Consider the following 21,417-nt stretch of genomic DNA (forward strand, 5'->3'; position numbering starts at 1 on the left):
CGAGGCTGTGTCAAATTCGGCCTTGGCGCGGATACCGCCAACCACTATCTGAAATTGTGTCACATGGAAAAATAAGCGAAAAAGGCGAAATTTGGGCCTGGATTGCGCTTCATGGCCCGGAAAGCAAGAACGGGCGGTGGCTTTCGCCACCACCCGTCTCGCTTGGCCGAACCCGACCCCCCCCACGGGCTGGGTCAGGCTGCCAGATTGCCGCTGTCGATCAGGGCCTGGATGATCTCGGCATCATTGTTGCCAAGAGCGGTCAGGTCCACACCCTGCAGGACAATCGTCGTCGTATCTTCGCCGGCGCCTTCGCCGTCGAGATCGACGGTTATCGTGGTGTCGGTGCCGTCAAAGTCAAAGTCCAGGAAGGCATCCAGATCCTCTGCGGACGCCTCTTCCGGCGCAGCCTCAAGTAAATCAACGAGGTTGAGCACATCGCCGCCGTCACCGGTCGTGAAGTCACCGATCGTGTCGGTATCGCCGGTATCCGCAGCGGTGAAGACGAACTTGTCACTACCCTCACCGCCGAAGAGAACGTCATCGCCCTCACCACCGAAAAGGATGTCGTTGCCGGCACCGCCATCGAGGAAGTCGTTGCCGAGACCACCAAACAACTCATCACTACCTTCACCACCGAACAGCTCATCACTACCTCCACCACCGTAGAGATCATCGTTGCCTGCCCCGCCATAGAGCGTGTCGGCACCGCCGCCGCCGAAGATGTTGTCTTCTCCTTCGTCACCGTAGAGCAGATCGGCACCGCCAGTCTGCTCGCTGCCGTCGCTGGCATCGCCGTAGATAACGTCGTTGCCGCCGCCGCCAAAGATGGTGTCGTCGCCACCAATGCCGACCTCCGTCGAGCCGCCCCCGGTCGCCAGGGCGTCGCCGGCGATCAGATCGTCGCCCTCGCCGCCCAGGATGGAGTCGTCGCCACCCTGATCGACCCTTGCGACCCCACCAACGGACAGCGCGTCGCCCGAGATGGTGTCGTTGCCGTCGCCGGCAATGATGGTGTCCTGGCTGACCCGGTTGTTGGGGTCGCCGCCGGTCGGATCGTTCACCACCTCGGCATCGCCGCCACCGGTCGCCAGGGCATCGCCGGAAATCAGGTCGTTGCCGGATCCGGTTTCGATCAGATCACTGCCGACGATGGCAAGACCGGCGACATTGGAATAGGTGTTGACGACCCGGGCCTTGGCCCCGGCGCCCGTTGCCAGAGCATCACCGGCGACAACATTGTCACCGTTGCCCGCCTTAATGGTGTCGTTACCGGCGGAGGCTAGGCCGCCGAAGAAGGCCACGACATTGTTTTCCACCGTGGCATCGCCGCCATCAGCACCCGTGCTGGCGGCATCGCCGGCAATCACATCGCCCTGGTGATCGTCCGACGCCGTGATGGAGTCGTTACCGGCCTGTGCAATGCCGAGCAGGCTCGCTTCGGCATCGTTACGGACAGTGGCGGTGCCACCCGCCCCGACCGCCAGGGCATCGCCCGCGACCGTGTCGGAGCCGCCGCCGAGGTCGATCACATCGCCGCCGGCGCGGCCAATGCCCAGCGTAGCCATCACCTTGTTCACGACCGTGGCAAGGGCACCGGCGGAAACCGCCAGCGCATCACCGGCAACGAGATCGTTGCCGCTTCCGGTGTCGATGTTGTCGTTGCCGGCAAAGGCGCCGTCAATAAAGTTTGCCGTCACGGTATTGGTGACGTCAGCCGCCGCTTGGCCATTGGTGGAGATTGCCAGAGCATCACCTGCCACCCGGTTGTTGCCGTCGCCGGCATCGATGCTGTCGTTGCCGGCCCGGCCGATGAGACCGCTCGCGGTGTTGACCTGAGTGGCTGTTGCCCCGTTCACGCCGTCGGCCAGGGTATCGCCGGCGATGCTGTCGTTGCCGCCGCCGATGATCTCGTCGTTGCCGGCGGAACCGCTGTTGGCGGTGTTTCCGGCTTCCACGAATGCGATGCCGGAGGCACCCGTGGCTACGGCCATAGCGTCACCGGCGATCCGGTTGTTGCCGGCACCGGCAGAGATGCTGTCATTGCCGGCAAAGCTGCCCCTGCCGCTGGCGTCATTAGATACCCCAGCCGCCGCCCGGCCTTCCGCTCCATCGGCAAAGGCCAGGGCGTCACCGGCGATCAGATTGTCGCCGTCACCGGCAGAAATGGTGTCGTTGCCGGCGCGCGCGAGATTGGCGGCCGAATTCTCAGCAACGGCATTGGCGAAGCCAAAGTCGCCGATAGCGACCGCCAGCGCATCACCGGCAATCACATTATCGCCGTCGCCTCCGTCGATGAAATCGCTGCCGACCGGAGCCTGGGAGGCCCCAAAGACCGCCTTGTTGACGGCCATGGCTTCTGCAAAAGCGCCGAATGCGTCTTTGTTGCCGGCAATGGCCGCAGCGTCGCCACCGATCACGTCAGAGCCTTCACCGCCGTCAATCACGTCATTGGCAAAGCCGGTATCTGCAGAATTGTTATCGGCGCGATTAACACTATCGTCAGCGTAGGCATAGGCCCGCGCGGTCTGCGCATCGGTCGCCAGGGCATCGCCGGAGATCAGGTCATCGCCGTTGCCGGCAATAATGCTGTCGTTGCCGCCGAGGATGGCGATGGCATCGAACTCCGTTCCGTCGAACATGTCGCTGAGGGCCGGATCGCCGTACTCGCCGACGCCCCCTTCGCCGCCATCGCCGTCATCAAGATTCTTCACATTGTTCAGCGCGTCGCCGGCAATCACATCGTTGCCGGCATGGTTCAGGTCATCCTCGGGCAGGCCGCCAACCTCCCCGGCGCCGTCACCGAAGAGCTGGTCGTCGCCGGTGCCGCCGTCCAGGGAGTCGTCGCCCTGGCCGCCGATCAGGAAGTCACTGCCGGAGCCCCCATAGAGGGCGTCGTTCCCGGCCTCGCCGAAGAGGAAGTCGTTGTGGTCGCTGAACAGCGGTTCCTGATCCAGACCGGCCGCACCCTCGCCGCCGTCGGTCAGAAGCTGTTCAAACTGGTCAAGAATTTTCTGAGCCTGCTGCTCCGCCAAGTCCTGCGATCCGCCGTAGAGGGAATCGTCACCGCCGGCACCGAGCAGAAAATCGGGCCCGCCGTTGCCTTCAAGCAGATCGCCGCCGTCTTCGGCCTGCAGAAAGTTCTGTCCGGCCAGGGGGTCCGGGTTGTCCTGACCCGGGTCCAGGTCGTCGTTCAAGGGATCGCCGGGATTCAGATCCGGCTCGCCGAAAACCTCATCCGTGTTGTTGGCGTTGCCGTCGGTCGGCTGCGTGCCCGTGGTCCAGTCGTCCTGGCTGTCGGTGTCGTCAGTATCTACCCGCGAGAAAATCTTGTGACCGCTGGTGAGGATACCGTTGAAGGTCTCGAAATCGAGGTTGAGCAGCGGCGAGCCGAAACCCTCCGGCGCCCCTGCGAAGTTCGGATTGTTCAGCCCGTCCTGATCGGCGCCGTTGGCGGCAAAACCGTCGACATGCTGGTCGCCCTGATTATCTTCACCGGCGCGGAACACCACGTTCACAGCGATGGGGTCGGTCGTATCCTCGCCCAGGTCCCAGAATTCGGCATCGTCGATTTCGAAGCCGTCGACCACGTTGCCGTCGGCATCGAAGACCCGCGCAACGATGATTTCCTCACCGTCTTCGCCGGTATCGTCGGCGACTTGGTAGAAAACGATGTATCCGCCCGGCGGGATGGTGACGCCATCCGGAATCACCACGGTTATGACATCGCCATCGGGATTGACGATCTCGATTGTCACGTCGTCGAGCGAAATCTCGTCATCTGAAGTGTTCAGAAGCTCGATATAGTTGAATTCCTGGAGCAGCTCATTGGAAGCGCCTTCCTCATCTGCCGCAGATTCGGTGCCGGGCAGATCGGGAATGCGCAGCGCAACCCCCAGGCCGATCTCGTTGACCAGGACCGGCGGCGGGACGAAGACAAACTCGATCTCGTCGGGTTCGACGCCTGCCGCACCAAATGCGAGTTCGGTGGTGCCCAGCGTATCCTGGGCCGACAACAAATCGACCGTCTCGCCAAAATCGTCGTTGTACTGCGATCCGCCCCCACTGAGCGGTCCCTGGCCGGCAGCCGTTTCGAGGCTTGTGTCGTCGGTCCCCGCCAGCGCCAAGGCTTGGCTCAGCAGCACCTCGGCGCCGATTTCGACACCGCCGACGGTGAAGCTCGGAGCGTCGCCGCCTTCGACCAGGGTGACCATGTCGAGGAACACAATCTGGCTGTCCGGGGTGCCGTCGCCGTTGTCGTCGAAAGCCAGAATGAAGTTGGCGCCCTCGACCTGCACCTGCGCCGCGCCCGGGGCGAAATCAAGATTGTAGACCTGGCCCGCCGCTGCCTGAACCTCGACCGTCTGGCCGGGCGTCGGGCGCGGAAGGCTTATGACCGCGCCGGCCTGACCGGTGGTCTCCGTGTCGCTTCCGCCACCGCTGGCGTGGTCGGTTTCGGCGAGCGCCGCCGTGATGTCTTCCCGACCTTCAAATCCGCTCGACAGATCGTCCGTCATGTACTTTCTCCAAGAAAAAAATGTTCATCCAAGTCACAGACGAGCGGACCGAGCGGCGATCCGTTTCTATAGCTGTGGTTGCGCAGAATGTTGTCGCAGCCCGGTGCATTAACAAGATTTTGACGGTAACAAAGCATCAGTTTATGTATGAGTTTTTTGTTACAATCGGCAAAAATCTTCATCATTGCTGATGTATAAGACTATTTTCCTAGGAAAATTTGGAGATTCTGCGACAAATGTCCTATTTGACCCGAAAATCGATTTGGCACCTTAACCACCAGGATTCGGGCAAAGAGTTTACAACCACACGCCAGAGGCGAACTTGACAGGGTCCACCTGAAGGGCGATTTCGCCCGCGTCAGCGACGTTTGCTATTCCTACGAAACTGTGTCGGGAACAGCTTCAGATTCCATGCCGCGACGCCGCATCCACCAAAGCATCATCTCGGCCAAGACGACGTTGGGCAGCCAGCAGGAGAAACTCAACAGTGCCGATGTCTGGTCGTAGTCGAAACCCAGCACTTCGAAGACAAGAAGTTGTATGCGCAGCGAAATGGCGGCCGCGGTCAGGGCAAATGACCTCAACATCCAGCGGCGGTGGCAGTCGACGCGCCGCGCGACGGCATGTCGCCAAGCCACCACCGTGACGCCGATCCAGGCGAAAGCGAGGGCCGAAAATCCCGCTGTCGCAACCGGGCCGCTTTCGACATCCGGCGCAATCCAGAAGGCAGAGAAAGCGCCGGCGGCACAGCACGCTACATAGCACCGTCCCGCCCAGCGATGAACCATCGGCCAGCGTCGGCGCAGTGCGGCCAGAAACTGGACCGCGCCAACCATCAGCGCGATGGCCGAAGCGGTGGTGTGCATGACAAAGATCCAGCCATTCGCCAAAAAAGAGGCCTGCATCGACGGCGGTACGACGGCCGGATCGCCGGAAAGGTAGCGCAGCGAAACCAGGCCCACGCCAAAAGCCAAAAGCAAGAGAACCGTCAGCGATACCCGGCGCAGCGGCCCCGTTCTCATGCCATAGAGGCCAGCCATCTTAGAACCGGAACAACACGGCCAGGCCGGCAAAGGCCTGATCGGGCGATCCCTCGTCATCGACGATCGGACTGTCTGCGGCATCACCGACCAGGCGCGTGTACTCGACCCGGCCGACCACGCCCCAGCTTTCAGAGAAGTTGTAGCTGAGGGTCGCCTCCGCCGTGATGTCTTTCAGGCCGGCATCGGACTCATAACGGCGCAGGCCGCTGCGCGCGGCATCACGGGCATCGACCCCAAAATAGGTCTGCATGTAGTCATCGCTGGCAAAGGTGGCCTCCGTCCCGAGCCCCAAACGCCAGCGCTGGCCAAAGAACAGCGCATAGCCGCCGCCCAGCGTCGCGGTCAGGCCCTCGTGGGTGCCGGTGACATCGGCCAGCACCTGGGCGCTGAGTTCAAACTCATCGCGGGGATCGAGCAGTTCGGTGAATTGGTAGCGTACGAAACCGCCCAGCTCGAAGGCGTCGTCAATCGAGGAAAGGCGGTCAACGGTATCGTTGCTCACATCGTCGCGTCCGGGACGATAAGTCGCGGCGGGCCCGAATTGAAAGCGCGAGCGGGGCAACACATTGAGGCGGGCGTCCAGGCCTTCGATCTCCAGGCTGAGATTGAAAGCGTCCACCCGGCTGATGATCAGTGGGACCGGCTCATAGTCGGACGACCCTTCAAACTCCGGCGAGACTGCCGGGCCCAGCGCCACGAATCCGCTGACGCCGCCATCGTCCCGCGGCGACGGCGGTTCCTCGGCCAAAGCCGGCAGGGAGAACGCGGACGCGGCCGCCGCAACGAAAAGTCGGAAAGATGAAATAGGTTCCTGCACGCTCGAAAAGCTCCTCTTCTCAGGTCGATTTGACCCGCATTGTGAGAAGAAGCCCGCGGTCTGAAAACTCGCGTTCCGGCGCCGCAAAAAGATCGGCGGCGGCGTTCAGCCAACCACCGAAAACACTGGAAAAGCCGAGGACGAGCCGCATTTAAGACTCTGTCTTCAGAATCGCTTACTCGCGTTTTGCGGTGAGCGCGGAAGCTGTAAACGACCGCGAAGCCCTACCTGAAAGTGCCGCTAATATGAGCAAGTCGTCACACAAGAGAGCCGCCAACGACTCGACCCGACCCCGGCGCATGCCGCGGCAGGAACGATCCCGCGCGATGGTCGACGTCATCGTCGAGGCCACCTGGAAGATCCTCGCTGAAGAAGGCTATGCGGCGGCCAGTACAAACCGCATCGCCGAACGCGCCGGCACCAGCGTCGGCTCGCTCTATCAGTACTTTCCGAACAAGGACGCGATCGTCGCGGCGGTGCAGCGGCGCCACCACGCCGACCTGGGCGCCGTCATGGCGGCCGCCTTTTCGGAAGCCGCCGGAATGCCGCTCGAGCAAGCGACTCGCAGGCTGGTGCGTGCCAGCCTGGAGGCGCATCTGCTGGATCCGGACCTGCACCGCACGCTCTCCGAAAGGGTGGCGGACTCGGTGAACCCAGAAACACGGGAGACTCTGAAAACCGGTATCCAGGGGCAGATTCGCCATTGGCTGGAAGCCTATCGCGACGACTTGACCGTCACCGATCTCGACACCGCCGCCTTCGTCGTGTTGCATATGGTCGAAGGCGTCACGCACGCCGCAATCCTCGACCAGGAACAAACCCCGGACCCCCAGCGGATCGAAGATGAGCTGACCGCGACGGTCGTGCGCTACCTGACGGGCTGACCGGACGCCGCTGTGTTCCGTCCGACGCTACCGGCGCCGGGATTCTAGGGCCGCAGCACGGCGGCCCCCTGCAAGCGGCCGAAACGCAGGTCGTCCAACGCCCGGTTGGCCTCGGCGAGCGGATAATCCTGGGTGTGGGTCTTCACCGGCACCTTGGATGCCAGGGCCAAAAACGCCTCGGCGTCGCGGCGCGTGAGGTTGGCGACGGAGCGGATCGTGCGCTCCTCCCAGAGGATACGGTAGGGGAAGCTGGGGATATCGCTCATATGAATGCCCGCGCAGACCACGGTGCCGCCGCGCGCGGTGCGCTTCAGCGCCTCCGGCACCAGGGCGCCCACCGGCGCGAAGAGGATGGCGGCGTCCAGTTCATGCGGCGGCGCTTGGCCGGAAGCGCCGGCCCAGGCAGCGCCGAGGTCACGCGCGAAAGCCTGCGCCGCATCGTCGCCCTCGCGGGTAAAGGCATAGACCTCGCGCCCCTCCCAAAGCGCCACCTGGATCATGATGTGGGCGGCGGCGCCGAAGCCGTAGACGCCCAGGCGTCGCGCCTCGCCTGCCATGCGGTAGGCGCGGTAACCGATAAGCCCGGCGCAGAGCAATGGCGCAGCCTCCGAATCACTGTACCCCTCCGGCAAGGCAAAGCTGTAACGGGCGTCAGCCAGGCAGTAGCCGGCATAGCCGCCGTCGATCTGATAGCCGGTGTAGCGCGCCTCGCCGCAGAGGTTCTCCCGGCCCGATCGGCAGTAGTCGCAGACACCGCAGGAAAAACCCAGCCAGGGCACGCCGACGCGCTGTCCCAGGGAGAACCGGTCCACGCCTTCGCCCAGAGCATCGACCTTGCCGACGATCTCATGGCCGGGCACCACCGGCAGCTTCGGCTCCGGCAACTCGCCGTCCACCACGTGCAGATCAGTGCGGCAGACGCCGCAAGCCTGCACCTTCAGGCGGATCTGCCCGGGAGCGGGCTCGGGCAGCGGCAGTTCCGCCTTCTCGACCTTGCCTGCCGCCGCCTCACGCAGGATCATCGCTTGCATGGTGTCTCCGCTCATGCTCGCAGCATAGCAGGAGAGAGACACCGGCTGGATTGAGGCGCATCAATTCGCGCTAGCGCCAGAACCTAGCGATACAGCAGGGTCGGCAGAAACATCGAAAGCTGCGGCACGAAGGTCACCAGCAGAAGCACGGTAACCAGGGGAATCAGGAAGGGTGCGGTCGAAGCGACGCAACGCTCAAAGGGGACGCCCGAAACCCGGGAGAGTACGTAGATCACCATGCCCACCGGCGGTGTCAGCAGCCCGATCATCAGGTTCAGCACCATGACGACACCAAAGTGCACCGGATCGATGCCCAGTTTCACCACGATAGGCAGCAACACCGGCACCAGGATCGTGATCGCAGCGATGGTCTCCATGAAGCAACCGACAATCAGCAGGATGACGTTGATCATCAGCAGAATGAGGATCGGGTTCTCGGTGACCTGCAGGATCAGGTCGGCAAACAACTCCGTCACTCTGTTGCTGGCAAGAATCCAGGCGAAGATAGAAGCGGCGGCGACGATGAACATCACGATCGCCGTGGTTTCAATGGTGTCGAAGCTCACCCGCAGCAGACGGCGCGGGGTCAAGGTGCGATAGACCAGCAGGCCAAGCAGCAGCGCATAGGCGGAAGCGGCGATCGCCGCTTCGGTCGGCGTGAAGACCCCGCCCAGAATGCCGCCGACGATAATCACCGGGGTCAGGAGCGAGAGAAAAGCGCGCTTGAAGCCGGCCAGCAGGATGGCCCAGGCGAAACGGGCATCGCGCGGATAGTTCCGGGCCCGGGCATACCACGCGACCATGGCCATCAGGGACCCGGCCATCAGCAGGCCGGGTATGAAGCCGGCAGCGAAGAGCTGGCCGATGGAGGCGGAAGCCACCACGCCGTAAATCACCATCGGCAGCGAGGGCGGAATGATCGGGCCGATGGTCGAGGAGGCTGCGGTGACGCCGACCGAGAAATCGGCATCGTAACCGGCGTCGCGCATCGCCTTGATCTCGATGGTGCCGAGACCGCCGGCATCGGCGACCGCGGCGCCGGACATGCCGGCGAAGACGACGCTGGCGCCGACGTTCACATGGCCCAGACCGCCCCGCATCCAGCCGACGCAGGCCTTGGCGAAATCGAAAATGCGATTGGTGATGCCCGCTGTGTTCATCAGGTTCCCGGCCAGGATGAAGAAAGGCACCGCCAGCAACGGAAAGGAATCCACCCCGTTCACCATACGGTGGATGACGACGAGGTCCGGCACCTGACCGGACAGCAGGATGAAAACCAGCGAAGAAAAACCAAGGGCGATGGCGATCGGCACACCGAACACCAGCAGCACGAAAACCATGATGAACAACAGGGCCATCAACATGAAACGTGAGCTCCGCTCAATCGATCATCTGGCGCGCGCCCGGCCGGGTCAGCACGGAATACCCCTGGCGCCAGTGCCGCCAGGCGACCCAAAGGGCATAGAGGGTCATGAGAACGAAGGCGACGAAGACGACCCAGTAGACAACATCCTTGCCCAGTTCGATGGACGCCATCTTCTGGTTGGTCTTCAACGCCAGCTTGGCGGTGATCCAGGCGGAAACCGCGAAAAAAGCGATGCGCAGCAGATCGACCAGGGTCGAAAGCCCCCGTCCCCAGGCGCCGGGCAGATAGCGATAGAAAAACTCGACGGCGATGTGGCTGTTCTTACGCACTGCCAGCGCCGCACCGACGAAGGTGACGCCGATCAGCAGGTAGCGCGCAATCTCTTCGGTCCATCCGATGGAATCGTTCAGGACGTAACGGGAAAAGAACTGCAGGAAAACCACCCCGGCCAGCACCCAGAACAGAACCAGGACGACGGAGTCTTCCGGCCTGATGTCGCTCAGATCGACGGGGCCGTCATCCTCAGGAAAGGTGGGAGGCGCCGGCGACGCCTCCCCTTTCTCATCCTCCATGGTATCGGCCATATGACAAGTCCGCGCGCTTTACTGGATGGCTTGCAGCTTGTCGTAAGTCGCCTGATCCCAGGTCGCTGCCGGGCCATTATGCAGCGGCACCACGGCGGCACGGAAAGCCGCACGGTCGACCTCGTTCACCGTCTTGCCCTGGTCACGGAACCAGGCCACCAGGCTGTTTTCAGCCGCGATGATATCGTCGGTGCAGTTCTGCGCTGCTTCCTTCAGCACGCCGACAAGCATCGCCTTGTCCTCGTCCGACATGCCGTTCCAGGTGGACCCGGAGACGATGGTCATCAACGCGTCGGTGATGTGGCCGGTCAGGGTGATGTAGTCCTGCACTTCGTAGAACTTCTTGAACTGAATCGTCGGCAGCGGGTTTTCCTGCGCGTCGACCACCCCCTGCTGGAGCGCCAGATAAACCTCGGCGAAAGCAATCGGCGTCGGGTTGGCGCCCACGGCTTCCGGGAACATCTTGTAAAGCGGCGCGTTGGGCACGCGGATCTTCAGGTTGTCCATATCGCCGGGGGCTTTGATCTCCTTGTTGGAGGTCACGTGACGCTGGCCGTAGTAGGTCAGGGTGATCACCTCGTTGCCCGTGCTGTCACGGTAACCGCCGACCATCTCGCCGAACAGGTCGCTGTCGCGGTAGGCCACCCAGTGGTTATAGTCGCGGAACATATAGGGCGAGCCGCCGATGGCGATGGGACCATAGGAACGGCCGGCAAAAAGCTGGCCGGTGTAGATGATGTCCACAGTGCCAAGGGTCAGCCCTTCATTGATGTCAACTTCCTTGCCCAGCGAGGACGCCGGGAAGACTTCGATCTCGTACTCGCCGCCGGAGCGCTTCTTCATCTCCTCGCCGGCCCAGACGGCCCATTTGTGATAGGGCGAACCGGTTTCGTAGACATGGGCCCACTTCAGCACCTGGGCGGCAGTCGCCTGGCCGGGCAGAGCCAAGACCAGCACCGCCAGGGCAAAAGCGAGGACGCCAAGGCCAAGAAACGGCCGTTTGTATGAGATCCGCATTGTTTCCTCCGAGTGTTTTTTGTCGATCAGCGCAGCTTTTCGGCGCTTTCCATCGGTCAAGAAATTGGCCTGACCACCTGATAGCTTGACCTTTCTATCATTCCTTATCACCCTATGGCCAGTGGGAATCAGCGGCACAAGCTGCCGGTACCCGTCCTCAAAGACGAGAGATCGCCCCATGCCGGTCGAGATGATCCAGACCAAGCGACTGTTTCAGCAGGTTTTCGAACAGTTGGCGGAGTTGATCGGCAAAGGGGAATTCCCGCTGGGCAAAAGGCTGCCGGCGGAGCGCGATCTGGCGCGGCAACTCGGCGTCAGCCGGGCAACCGTGCGTGAGGCGATGATCGCACTGGAACTCTCGGGCCTGGTCGAGGTGCGGGTAGGCTCGGGTGTCTTCGTCATTGCCGAACGCCCGGCGACCCCCTCACCGATACCGCAACAGGACCTCGGCCTGGGGCCTTTCGAACTCATCGAAGCCCGCCGCCTGGTGGAGGGTGAGATCGCTTACTTTGCCGCACAGCAGATTGAGAACAGCGACCTGGAAGCGCTGGAGGCCGCACTGCGCCTGATGGAGCACGAACACGCGGAAGGCTTTGAGAGCGAACGCGGCGACCGCATGTTCCACATGGCCATCGCCCAGGCAACCCGCAACAATGCCCTGATGAAGATGGTGGAGGTTCTCTGGGACCTCCGCGAAGCCTCCCCCATGTGGGCAAAGCTTCACGAAAGGGTCCGCGCGGCACAGGTACGCCCGGCCTCCCTTGATGACCACCGCCACATCATCGAGGCATTGAAACAACGCGATCCGGCACTGGCGCGCAGCACGATGGACCTTCACCTGCGGCGCGTTGCCGACGACCTCTTGCGAATCTCCGAGACGGAGTTCGCCGGCGAAGTCGATGATCTGGAGAGACAGCGCGGACGGCGCGCCGTCGGCCGCTGACAAGCGCTTTGAAAGAAACGGAAATGAATATGACAAGTGCCGATTCCGCCAAGGGTGCAAGCCTGACCATCAGGCTCAGCCCCAACGACAATGTGGTGGTCAGCCGCGCCGAGATTCTGGAGGCAACCGATGTGCCTCAGGAAAACGTGACGACCCGTAACATCATCCCCACCGGACACAAACTCGCCACCCGCGCCATCGCCGCCGGTGAGGCCGTGGTGAAATACGATCAGATCATCGGCTTTGCCAAGCAAGCCATCGCCGCCGGCGAGCATGTTCATGTTCACAACTGCGGCATGGGCGACTTCGAACGCGATTATGCCTTTTGCGAGGGCGCACGACCGACGGACTTCGTGGCACCGGAGGCAGCCGCAACTTTTCAGGGTTTCCGCCGTGCCGACGGCCGTGCCGGGACCCGCAACTACATCGGCATCCTGACTTCCGTGAACTGCTCGGCCACGGTGGCGCGTTACATCGCCGAGGCCTTCAACAAGACGGGGATCCTCGACGACTACCCCAACATCGACGGCGTCGCGGCTTTCGTGCACTCCACAGGTTGCGGCATGGCGGACAGCGGCGACGGCTACGAGGCGCTGCAACGCACGCTCTGGGGCTACGCGCGTCATCCGAACTTTGCCGGCGTGCTGATGGTCGGGCTCGGTTGCGAGGTGAATCAGATTCCCTTTCTGCTGGATGCCTATGGTCTGAAGCCGGGCGACGGGTTTCAGACCCTGACCATTCAGGAGAGCGGCGGCACCCGGCGCACTGTCGATGAAGCCATCGAGCGGATCCGCGCCATGCTGCCCGCCGCCGAGACCGCGCGGCGGGAGACCCTGCCGGCCAGCGAACTGACCCTCGCTCTTCAGTGCGGCGGCTCTGACGGCTATTCGGGCATTACCGCCAATCCGGCCCTGGGCGCAGCCGCGGATCTGCTGGTGCGCCATGGCGGCTCCGCGATCCTCAGCGAAACCCCGGAAATCTACGGTGCCGAACATCTGCTGACACGCCGCGCCGTCGACCGGACGGTGGGCGAAAAACTGATCGAGCGCATCCGCTGGTGGGAGGACTACACCAAACGCAACGGCGGCCAGATGAACAACAACCCCTCCCCGGGCAACAAGGCCGGCGGCCTCACGACGATCCTTGAAAAGTCTCTCGGGGCAGCCGCCAAGGGCGGCACCACCAACCTGACCGGTGTTTACAAGTACGCCGAACCTGTCACCGCCAAGGGCTTCGCCTTTATGGACAGCCCGGGTTACGACCCCTGCTCGGTCACCGGCCAGGTCGCCGCCGGCGCCAACGTCGTCTGTTTCACAACCGGCCGCGGTTCGGTCTTCGGCTTCAAGCCCTCGCCTTCGATCAAGCTGGCAACCAACTCGGCCATGTACCGGCGCATGGAAGAGGACATGGACATCAACTGCGGCGGCATCGCCGATGGCGACAAGACAGTGGCGGAAGTGGGCGAGGAGATTTTCCGGAAGGTCCTGGACGTCGCCAGCGGCAAGCCCTCGAAGTCCGAAGCCCTCGGTTTCGGCGACGCCGAGTTCATCCCCTGGCAGATCGGAGCGGTGATGTGAGCGAAGCCCGCAAAACCACAGCGGCGACAGCGGCGTCAAAGCCCGGGATCGAAGAGGCCGTCAGAATAGAAGAACAGGAGTTGGCGCGCTTCCTGGGTGAAGCCCTTTCCGCCGCCGGTGCCGATATCCCCTCAGCGGAAGCTACCGTGCGGGCGCTGATCGGCGCCTCCCTAAGGGGGGTCGACAGTCACGGCGTCCGCCTGCTGCCGCATTACGTCAAGGTGCTGCAGGGCGGCCGCGTCAAGGGGCGTCCGCAGATGCGCTTCGAGAAGCGCGCCGCCGCGGTCGGCAATCTCGATGCCGGCCATGCCCTGGGGCACCTGGCCGGCTACCGTGCGATGGAAGAAGCCATGACGCTGGCGGAGGAGGCCGGCATCGGTGCGGTGGCCGTCAGCAATTCCTCACACTTCGGCGCCGCCGGCGCTTACAGCCTGGCGGCGGCAGAGGCCGGGTATCTTGGTCTTTCAGTCTGCAACAGCGACGCCGCCGTCCTGGCGCACAGCGGGCACGGCGTCTTTCACGGCACCAACCCGATCAGCTTCGCCGCGCCGGTCGCGGGGGAACGGCCCTATCTGATCGACATGGCGACCAGTTCGATCCCCTTTAACCGTGTCCTGCAGTTCAAGGCGATCGGCAAAACCCTGCCGCCGGAGGTCACCGTGGACGATCAGGGACAGGTGACACAGGACCCGTCGGCAGCCGATGCCCTACTGCCCCTGGGCGGCAGCACCTATGGCTACAAGGGCGCCGCGCTCGCCGGCATGGTCGAAGTCATGTCCGCCATGCTGAGCGGCATGCGCCTCAGTCACGAGATCCCCAACATGATCGCATCGGATTGGGCCGAACCGCGGAAGATGGGCCAGTTCTTCCTGGCCCTGAAGCCGGAAACCTTTCTGCCGGGCGCCGTTTACGCAGAGCGTATGGCGGAATATCTGAAAGCCCTGCGCGGCGAGAGGGCCCAGAGCGGTGAAAAGGTCATGGCGGCGGGCGATCGCGAATGGGCGGTCGAGCGCAATCGTCGAGCCGAAGGCATTCCCCTCGACGCCCACAACTGGCAGGTCTTCAATGAACTTGCGGAAAGCTTCGGCGTAACGGCACCGCAGGCGAAGGTCTGATAGAGAACCAGGACTATTCGAAACAGATCGTGGTGCGGTTGAAAGACCGGCGCAGCTGTCTGAGGATGAAATAGAGAAACAGAAGAACGCCGCTGTATTCAAGCGTCTCTTCGATGGTCGTGAATATCCGGTACTGCAGCGTTTCAACGCCGCCCACTTCGGCGACCGAACCGCCGAGCATCTCCATACCGATAGCACCGGAGAGGAAGACAACCGCCGAACCAGCCAGAAGGATGCGGTCAATTCCCTTGAAGCTGAGGATGAAGGGTATGAAACAGATCAGCCCCGCAAGGCAGATCACCAGAGCCGGAATGGTCCAGGCGAAGTAGAACAGACCGCTGTTGTCGATCCGGGCGCTCAGAAACCCCGAAAGCCATTCATGGATCATCGCGATTTCATCAACTGAAAGCGCACAAAAGACAACTGCCAAAAAGAACCAGGGGATGGCCTTGCGCGGTTGCTCACGCTTTACCTGTACGGCAACAAGGAAAAGCAGCGCGGAGGCGCAGGCCATCAAGGCGCTGGCCAGCCAGGTCGGCAGGCTGGCCTCGGTATCCAGGTCGAGACGGTAGATTCGCTCGGAGAGGCCGGCATCCGGCAGCCCGAAGATCAGCAGATCCTGCAGCAGGCTCAGCATCACGACGCCGGCCACGGCGACCCAGAGAAAGCCGAGAACATAACTCAGCTTGATGGTCAGGATATGCCGCGCCTGACCCGGGCCTGCAGCCTCAAGCGCCGTATCGACCTCGGCCGGATTAGAGGGGTCGAAAAGGGGCGGTTGCGCGGCGGCGGAAGATCGGGGCATGACAAGCCTTGGCAGCATTGCAGCGACATCTGCCGACAGCATGCGTCACGTAACTGTCATGTAATTGTAATATATCTGTGATCTGTCGCAGCCTTCAGACGCGGTCCCTTCAGTTGACGAGAACGGCGCGCAGCCCAGCCTCTTCCGTCTCTACAACAGGGTCACGCGGCGCTCGCTGCTGGCGATGCCAAGCCTGCATTGCCGGATCTCCCGATACGCTGCCAAAAGCGCTCATGGAAAAAGAACACCACGGTGTTGACCGCCGGTTCGATGAGCGCGACGCCGGTCGCAATCACCACCGAGCCGGTGAGCGCGAAGGTCACGCCAAAGCCGACAGCGAAGTGAAGCACTGCGAAAGACACGGTTTTCGCCAGATCCCGCTTCATGGTTTGCCTTCCTCGATAGTTTCTAATTGCGAATGCTTCTTAGATACATTCTAAATACAGAAATGTCAAGACAGGACATAAATTCCTATTTCAACTCCGGCTTTGACAGCCAGTCAGAGTTCTTCGACACTTCCCGCTAAGCAAAGCGGCAGCGAACAAGACTGCCGACAGGGGGATAGAGGACAACAGGGGCGTGAGATGGGCGACCGCAGGACGCGGGCTCCGGATATGGAGCACAGCAGCGGCATCCGGCTTGACGGGGGCAATAGCCGCGGGGCGGTGATGGCGTCGGGACACGACGCCGCCGAGCGCAGCCCGCTGCTCCGCAAAGACTGGCACTATGTCGATAAACCGGAACTGGACGACCTGACGGCCGGCGAATGGGCTTTGCTGCAGAAACAACGCAACGCCTACTACGCCGAACAGCAGGCGCTGCAGGCCCTGCGGTTTCTCGCCGCCGCGGAGCAGGACGCCAGCTTCGGCTATCAGATCAACAACTACCGGCACTGCCTGCAGGCGGCGACCCTCGCCCACCGCGCCGGCGAAGACGAGGAAACCGTCGTCGCCGCCCTGTTCCATGATATCGGCTTTGTGGCCTGCCCCGACAGCCACGGCGCCTTTGCCGCCGCGCTGCTGGCCAACTACGTCTCAGAGAAGAACATCTGGATGCTGCGCCACCACGCCATCTTCCAACAGGTTCATCTGGCCGGGGTCCACGACCACGAGGTCGACCCGGAGGAGCGGGAACGCTGGCGCGGCCATCCCCACTTCGACTGGACTGCCCGTTTTGTCGACTGTTACGACCAGCGCGCGATCTGCGCCCGCTACGACACGGCGCCGCTCAGCTTCTTCGAACCGATGGTGCAACGCGTTTTCGCGCGTCCGCCGCGCCGGCTCATCGTCGACTGACACGGGCGGCAAAGGCAGAGGATTCTTTGCGGCGCGAGGCCGCGTTCTTTGATGCAGAGGGCCGCTCCAGATGCGTGCCCGCATAAAATCCTGGGAAAAGGGAAACGACAATGAAAACACTGAGGCTTCTTCTGGCATCCTTTCTGCTGACCGGGCTCGGCTGGGCGATCCCGGCCGCGGCGCAGGACTCCACCCTCACCAAGATTCTGGAATCCGGCAAACTGCGGGTTGGCACCACCGGCGACTGGAACCCCATGTCGATGAAGGATCCGGCCAGCGGCGGCTACACCGGCTTCGACATCGACGTGATGACCGAACTGGCCAAGGACCTGGGCGTCGACATCGAATTCGTGCCGACGGAATGGAAGACACTGGTGCCGGGCATCGTCGCCGATAAATACGACATCTCAACCAGCGCTTCCATCACCCCGCAGCGCATCCGCAGCGTCGGCTTCACGGAATCCTACTACACCCTGGGTACCGTGCCGCTGACCCAGCAGAAGAACGCCGGTCGTTTCACTGCCTGGGAAGACATCAACCAGGAAGATGTGACCGTGGCGGTAACGCTTGGGACCAGCCAGGAACAGCAGGTGAAGAAGCTTTTCCCCAAAGCGATGATCCGCACCATCGAAGCACCCGCCCGTGACTTCCAGGAAGTGCTGGCCGGCCGCGCCGATGTCTCGGTCACCAGCAACGTGGAAGCCTCCAAGCTGGTCGAAGCGCACGAGGTCCTGACCATCGTGCCGGTGGACGAACCGGCGGCCCCGGCTGACATCGCTTTCCTGGTGCAGCAGAACGACCAGATCTGGCTCAACTACCTGAACCACTGGATCCGCATCAAAGAGAACCAGGGCTTCTTTGATGACCTGACCGACAAGTGGATCCCGCTCGACTGAGCAATTCCTGACCCTCTGACGGAGAGGCGGCGCGGGCCTGGAATGTATTCACTCCAGGCTCGCACCGCCGCCTTTTTTTATGGCCCAGACCACGACCCGCTTCTTCGCCACTCTCGGCGCGCTCCTCGCCGCTCTGCTCCTCCTCAGCGCCTGCGGCAACGCGGGGGGCGTCTCCTGGGGCTGGTACGAGGTGCTGCCGACCACGCCGCGCGGACGCGACAACTTCTTCTTCCTGCTCAGCGGGTTCTGGCTGACCATCGCGATCTCCGGCGTCTCGATCTTCTTCTCGGTGTTGATCGGCCTTTTCGTCGCCCTGCCCGGCCTTGCCAAAGACAAAAAGCTGCGGGCCTTCAACAGGGTTTATGTCGAGATTTTCCGGGCCATCCCGATTTTGGTGATGCTGCTCTGGACCTACTACGGCCTGCCGATCCTGCTCGGCATCTCACTCTCGCCCTTCGTCGCCGGGGTCATCGCCCTGGCGCTCTGCGACAGCGCCTTTGAGGCCGAGATTTTCCGCGCGGGCATCCAGTCCATCGAGCGCGGCCAGATCGACGGCGCCGACTCCCTCGGCCTTACCTACTTCCAGAAAATGCGTCTGGTGATTTTGCCCCAGGCGATCCGGCGCATCCTGCCCGCCATGGGCAACCAGTTCGTCTACATGCTGAAGATGTCGTCGCTGGTCTACGTCCTCGGCCTGCCGGAGCTGACCCGCCGCGCCAACGAACTCTCAGTCACCGTCTACCGCCCGCTGGAGATCTATACCATCCTGCTGCTCGAATACCTGGTGCTGGTACTGGTCGTCTCCTGGCTGGTGCGCCACTTGGAGAAACGCATGGGCGCCAACGTGCTGGAGGGAGCACACTAGGCGGACGCGGCCTCTCTCTCCGCCGAATGCAGCCAGGTCTCCAATGTAGCAGCAGATGCCGTCGCCAAGCCGTCGCCGAAGCGCCTCGCCTGCGCCCGAAGTCCCGGCACATCGACGCCGGGCGTCGTGGCGATCTCCAGGGTGTGGCCGATGAACCAACGCTCCAGACCTTCTACCGTCGCCTCGATGTGGAACTGGGTCGCCAGAGCGAAGTCGCCGAGGGCGAAGGCTTGGTTCTCGTAGTGTTGGTTCGAGGCCAGCCGAACAGCGCCCTCCGGCAGGTCGAAGGTGTCGCCGTGCCAGTGGAGAACCGCCGCTTCGGCCTCTGCGACCGGCGCCAGGACCCGCCGCCCCGCATCGCTGTAGGTCAGGGTGCCGTAGCCGATCTCCTTCACCCCGCCGGGATAGACCCGCGCGTCCAGGGCGCAGGCCATGAGCTGCGCCCCGAGGCAGACACCGATGGTCGGGCGTTGCCGCGCCAGCCGCTTTTCGATGCTGGCGATCTCATCGCCCAGAAAGGGATAGCTGTCATCTTCATAAGCACCGATGGGACCGCCAAGGACGACCAACAGATCGGCCGCCAGCAGCGCCGGGTCCGCCAGATCGTCGAGACCGGCTTCGCGGTAGCTGACCTCAAAGCCAAGCTGCCGCAGCGCGGGCTCAAAGCTGCCGAGGTCTTCGAAGGCGACATGGCGGATGGCCACAGCCGTTTTGGTCATACAGTACAGACTCCCTCTTCGCAGCGGCCGGCAAGAGGTTCCGCCACAGACTGCGGCTGCCGCTCCGGTGACGCCGGGCTCTCAGCGAGCAGTCTGCTGACGGCGGCGCCGAGCTGCAAGTCCGGCAAATGACCGAAATGGTGGCGTCTCAGCCGGCCCGCACGGTCCACCAGCAGCAGGCCGGGGGTTCCGCGCAGGCCATAGCGGGCCATGGTCTCCGGCACAGGGTTGTCTTTCCGAGGCAGATCAACGGCGATGGGAAAGGTCAAACGATACTCGTGGATAAAAGCCGCCAGCGCCGCCGGGCCCATGGCCTCGTGATGCTCGAAGACCGTGTGCAGGCCGATGACGGCAAGATGGTCTTCACGGAAGGTTTCACGCAGTCTCTTCGCCTGCGGCAGGGTCTCGGCGACGCAGCCCGGACAGAGCATCTGAAAGCTGAACAGCATCACCACCCTGCCGCGCAGGTCCGAAAGACTAAGCGGTACTTCGGTGTTGAACCACTGCGCGACCGACCAGTCCGGCAGCAGCGGCCATTCCTCCACCGCCTGCTCCAAGGTCTCCATCAGAAGTCTCCCTCGCGGATGTAGGGGTGGCTCCAGAGAATGGTCTGCAGGATGACGGCCTTGGTCCAGGCGGCATACATCTTCTCTACCGTCTCAGGCGCGTGACCCTTGTTCGCAAGGAACGGTTTCACTGTTGCCGAAATCGGATAGATGAAGGCGACGAGATAACGAAAATGGATGTGATCGACCGACGGGGCGGCATCGACTTCGTTCTTGCCGATACGGTGGTGGCGGCGGCCGATCTCGTGCTGATAGTCGAGCCAGACCTGGTCGTAGTTGGCCGCCGTGATGTCGCGGATCCAAAGCGCGAAACGCTGGCGTACCCGGGCCAGGTACTCCGTGTTGGGTGAACCGTCGGCCTTGTTGGTGAAGTAATAGATGAGATGCGGGTTGGCACCGACGAAGCCGTACCACACATCCAGCACCGCCTCGATCTGGTCCGACAAGACCTCACCGGCCAGCCGCAGATGAGTCACGTCGTCCTCAGTAAACAACAAGGTCTTCTTCAGCAGATCGAGGTCGCTCAGAGTGACCGGCGAGCGGGGCAGATCGGTGCTGGCGTAACGGTAACCGGGCGCCTCCTCGGCACCGGCGGAGGCAGGCAAAGCGATAGCGTTCAGGGTAATCGCCGTGGCGGCGATCCCCGCTTTTAAAACGGACATGGGTTTTGCTCCTAAGCTTCTAGGGGTCGTTTTGGGGGGTAACGACGGACTCCAGAAAACGGCTCCAGTTCAATTCCTGAAGCGGCGGTTCGGCGGCAACATGATCGGAACAGTCGAGGCGCAGTTCCTTTTCACCAAAAGCGGCATCGACGAAGGCACAGTGGTGCGGGCGCAAGGGATCGTCATGAACCCCGGGGCGGAAGTAACGGCAGGTGACGCACATCTGCGAGACCGGGATCTGGCCGCGCTGTTGAAGGTTGCGGATCATCTTCATCAGCGCCCGGTAGAACACCTGCTGTTCGGCAACCTCCAGGTCGTCGACAGCGGCCAGGAGGAAGTCCGGCCAGAGCGATGCTTCCGCCGCCTGACGCCGGCCTTCCGCTGTTAGCTGCAAGGCGACGGCACGGCTGTCCTTGGGGTCCGGTCCCTTCGCCACCAAGCCCTTGCGGACCAGAGTTCCCACCGCCTCGCTGGCTGTCGGCCGGGTAATCCCCAAAGCCTCAGCCACGGCGGCAAGACGCAGGCCCGGCTGATCCGCCTGGATGCCCGCCAGAACGGCGAGAACCTGGCCTTGGGTCGGCGTCAGCCCCTGGCTGCCCGCCCCTTTCCAGGCCTGGCTGCGGATTGCCTGGCCGATTTTGCTGAGACCCAGACCGACCTTGCGGTTCAGGGCATCGCTTTCTTCCTGGAAGGGTTTCGGGCTCATGGCCATCTC

20 protein-coding genes are annotated in these 21,417 nt (G+C 62.8%); 7 read left to right on the plus strand and 13 right to left on the minus strand.

Annotated elements, in window-relative coordinates:
* Positions 1-194 precede the first annotated feature (194 nt).
* The 3 genes from ACP146_RS19015 to ACP146_RS19025 form a co-directional block, all read right to left on the minus strand.
* Complete coding sequence (locus tag ACP146_RS19015) at positions 195-4,517, minus strand: beta strand repeat-containing protein (protein WP_422368329.1); 4,323 nt, start codon at positions 4,515-4,517, stop codon at positions 195-197.
* 377 nt (positions 4,518-4,894) lie between these two features.
* Entirely contained in the window at positions 4,895-5,557 is a 663-nt protein-coding gene (locus ACP146_RS19020; protein ID WP_422368330.1) for a DUF2306 domain-containing protein, read from the minus strand.
* A 1-nt stretch (position 5,558) separates the two neighbouring features.
* Positions 5,559-6,377, minus strand: coding sequence for a MipA/OmpV family protein (locus ACP146_RS19025; protein ID WP_422368331.1), 819 nt, complete (start codon positions 6,375-6,377; stop codon positions 5,559-5,561).
* Positions 6,378-6,703: 326 nt separating this feature from the next.
* Between ACP146_RS19025 and ACP146_RS19030 the strand changes: the two genes are divergently transcribed.
* The gene (locus ACP146_RS19030) at positions 6,704-7,261 is read left to right on the plus strand and encodes a TetR/AcrR family transcriptional regulator (protein WP_422368333.1); all 558 of its coding nucleotides are present in this window, start codon (positions 6,704-6,706) and stop codon (positions 7,259-7,261) included.
* 44 nt (positions 7,262-7,305) lie between these two features.
* Here the strand turns inward: ACP146_RS19030 and ACP146_RS19035 are convergent, their stop codons facing one another.
* The 4 genes from ACP146_RS19035 to ACP146_RS19050 form a co-directional block, all read right to left on the minus strand.
* The gene (locus tag ACP146_RS19035) at positions 7,306-8,292 is read right to left on the minus strand and encodes a zinc-dependent alcohol dehydrogenase family protein (protein ID WP_422368334.1); all 987 of its coding nucleotides are present in this window, start codon (positions 8,290-8,292) and stop codon (positions 7,306-7,308) included.
* 83 nt (positions 8,293-8,375) lie between these two features.
* Complete coding sequence (locus tag ACP146_RS19040; protein ID WP_422368335.1) at positions 8,376-9,656, minus strand: TRAP transporter large permease; 1,281 nt, start codon at positions 9,654-9,656, stop codon at positions 8,376-8,378.
* A gap of 16 nt (positions 9,657-9,672) precedes the next feature.
* On the minus strand, positions 9,673-10,242 hold the full coding sequence (locus ACP146_RS19045) for a TRAP transporter small permease (RefSeq protein ID WP_422368336.1): 570 nt from the start codon (positions 10,240-10,242) through the stop codon (positions 9,673-9,675).
* Between the two features lie 18 nt (positions 10,243-10,260).
* Positions 10,261-11,259: a sialic acid TRAP transporter substrate-binding protein SiaP gene (locus ACP146_RS19050; RefSeq protein WP_422368337.1), complete on the minus strand. Its 999-nt coding sequence runs from the start codon at positions 11,257-11,259 to the stop codon at positions 10,261-10,263.
* A gap of 178 nt (positions 11,260-11,437) precedes the next feature.
* Between ACP146_RS19050 and ACP146_RS19055 the strand changes: the two genes are divergently transcribed.
* From ACP146_RS19055 to ACP146_RS19065, 3 genes are read left to right on the plus strand one after another with little or no spacing between them, the layout of a single operon-like run.
* The gene (locus ACP146_RS19055) at positions 11,438-12,202 is read left to right on the plus strand and encodes a FadR/GntR family transcriptional regulator (protein WP_422368338.1); all 765 of its coding nucleotides are present in this window, start codon (positions 11,438-11,440) and stop codon (positions 12,200-12,202) included.
* A 23-nt stretch (positions 12,203-12,225) separates the two neighbouring features.
* Entirely contained in the window at positions 12,226-13,779 is a 1,554-nt protein-coding gene (locus ACP146_RS19060; protein ID WP_422368339.1) for a UxaA family hydrolase, read from the plus strand.
* A complete protein-coding gene (locus tag ACP146_RS19065; protein ID WP_422368340.1) occupies positions 13,776-14,894 on the plus strand; it encodes an Ldh family oxidoreductase in 1,119 nt (372 codons plus the stop codon). The genes ACP146_RS19060 and ACP146_RS19065 overlap by 4 nt, the downstream gene beginning before the upstream one ends.
* A gap of 13 nt (positions 14,895-14,907) precedes the next feature.
* Here ACP146_RS19065 and ACP146_RS19070 read toward each other — a convergent pair whose 3' ends face one another.
* Together ACP146_RS19070 and ACP146_RS19075 are read right to left on the minus strand one after the other, a co-directional pair.
* A complete protein-coding gene (locus tag ACP146_RS19070) occupies positions 14,908-15,699 on the minus strand; it encodes a hypothetical protein (RefSeq protein ID WP_422368341.1) in 792 nt (263 codons plus the stop codon).
* 161 nt (positions 15,700-15,860) lie between these two features.
* On the minus strand, positions 15,861-16,085 hold the full coding sequence (locus ACP146_RS19075; RefSeq protein WP_422368342.1) for a DUF2061 domain-containing protein: 225 nt from the start codon (positions 16,083-16,085) through the stop codon (positions 15,861-15,863).
* Positions 16,086-16,283: 198 nt separating this feature from the next.
* Between ACP146_RS19075 and ACP146_RS19080 the strand changes: the two genes are divergently transcribed.
* The 3 genes from ACP146_RS19080 (at position 16,284) to ACP146_RS19090 (ending at position 18,755) form a co-directional block, all read left to right on the plus strand.
* Complete coding sequence (locus ACP146_RS19080; RefSeq protein WP_422368343.1) at positions 16,284-16,994, plus strand: HD domain-containing protein; 711 nt, start codon at positions 16,284-16,286, stop codon at positions 16,992-16,994.
* A 110-nt stretch (positions 16,995-17,104) separates the two neighbouring features.
* Complete coding sequence (locus ACP146_RS19085) at positions 17,105-17,890, plus strand: transporter substrate-binding domain-containing protein (RefSeq protein WP_422368344.1); 786 nt, start codon at positions 17,105-17,107, stop codon at positions 17,888-17,890.
* 79 nt (positions 17,891-17,969) lie between these two features.
* Complete coding sequence (locus tag ACP146_RS19090) at positions 17,970-18,755, plus strand: amino acid ABC transporter permease (RefSeq protein ID WP_422368345.1); 786 nt, start codon at positions 17,970-17,972, stop codon at positions 18,753-18,755.
* On the opposite strand, the gene ACP146_RS19095 is transcribed toward ACP146_RS19090, so the two are convergent.
* Genes ACP146_RS19095 through ACP146_RS19110 form a run of 4 tightly spaced genes read right to left on the minus strand, consistent with a single transcriptional unit; the run spans position 18,752 to position 21,408 of the window.
* Positions 18,752-19,474 (minus strand): glutamine amidotransferase, encoded by a 723-nt coding sequence (locus ACP146_RS19095; protein ID WP_422368346.1) that lies wholly within the window; start codon positions 19,472-19,474, stop codon positions 18,752-18,754. The genes ACP146_RS19090 and ACP146_RS19095 overlap by 4 nt on opposite strands.
* A complete protein-coding gene (locus ACP146_RS19100) occupies positions 19,471-20,040 on the minus strand; it encodes a redoxin domain-containing protein (RefSeq protein WP_422368347.1) in 570 nt (189 codons plus the stop codon). The genes ACP146_RS19095 and ACP146_RS19100 overlap by 4 nt, the downstream gene beginning before the upstream one ends.
* Positions 20,040-20,702: a protoglobin domain-containing protein gene (locus ACP146_RS19105; RefSeq protein WP_422368348.1), complete on the minus strand. Its 663-nt coding sequence runs from the start codon at positions 20,700-20,702 to the stop codon at positions 20,040-20,042. The genes ACP146_RS19100 and ACP146_RS19105 overlap by 1 nt, the downstream gene beginning before the upstream one ends.
* Before the next feature lie 19 nt (positions 20,703-20,721).
* Positions 20,722-21,408: a MarR family winged helix-turn-helix transcriptional regulator gene (locus tag ACP146_RS19110; RefSeq protein ID WP_422368349.1), complete on the minus strand. Its 687-nt coding sequence runs from the start codon at positions 21,406-21,408 to the stop codon at positions 20,722-20,724.
* Positions 21,409-21,417 lie beyond the last annotated feature (9 nt).

It is taken from the genome of Pelagibius sp., from assembly GCF_965249265.1.
Lineage (GTDB): Bacteria > Pseudomonadota > Alphaproteobacteria > Kiloniellales > Kiloniellaceae > Pelagibius.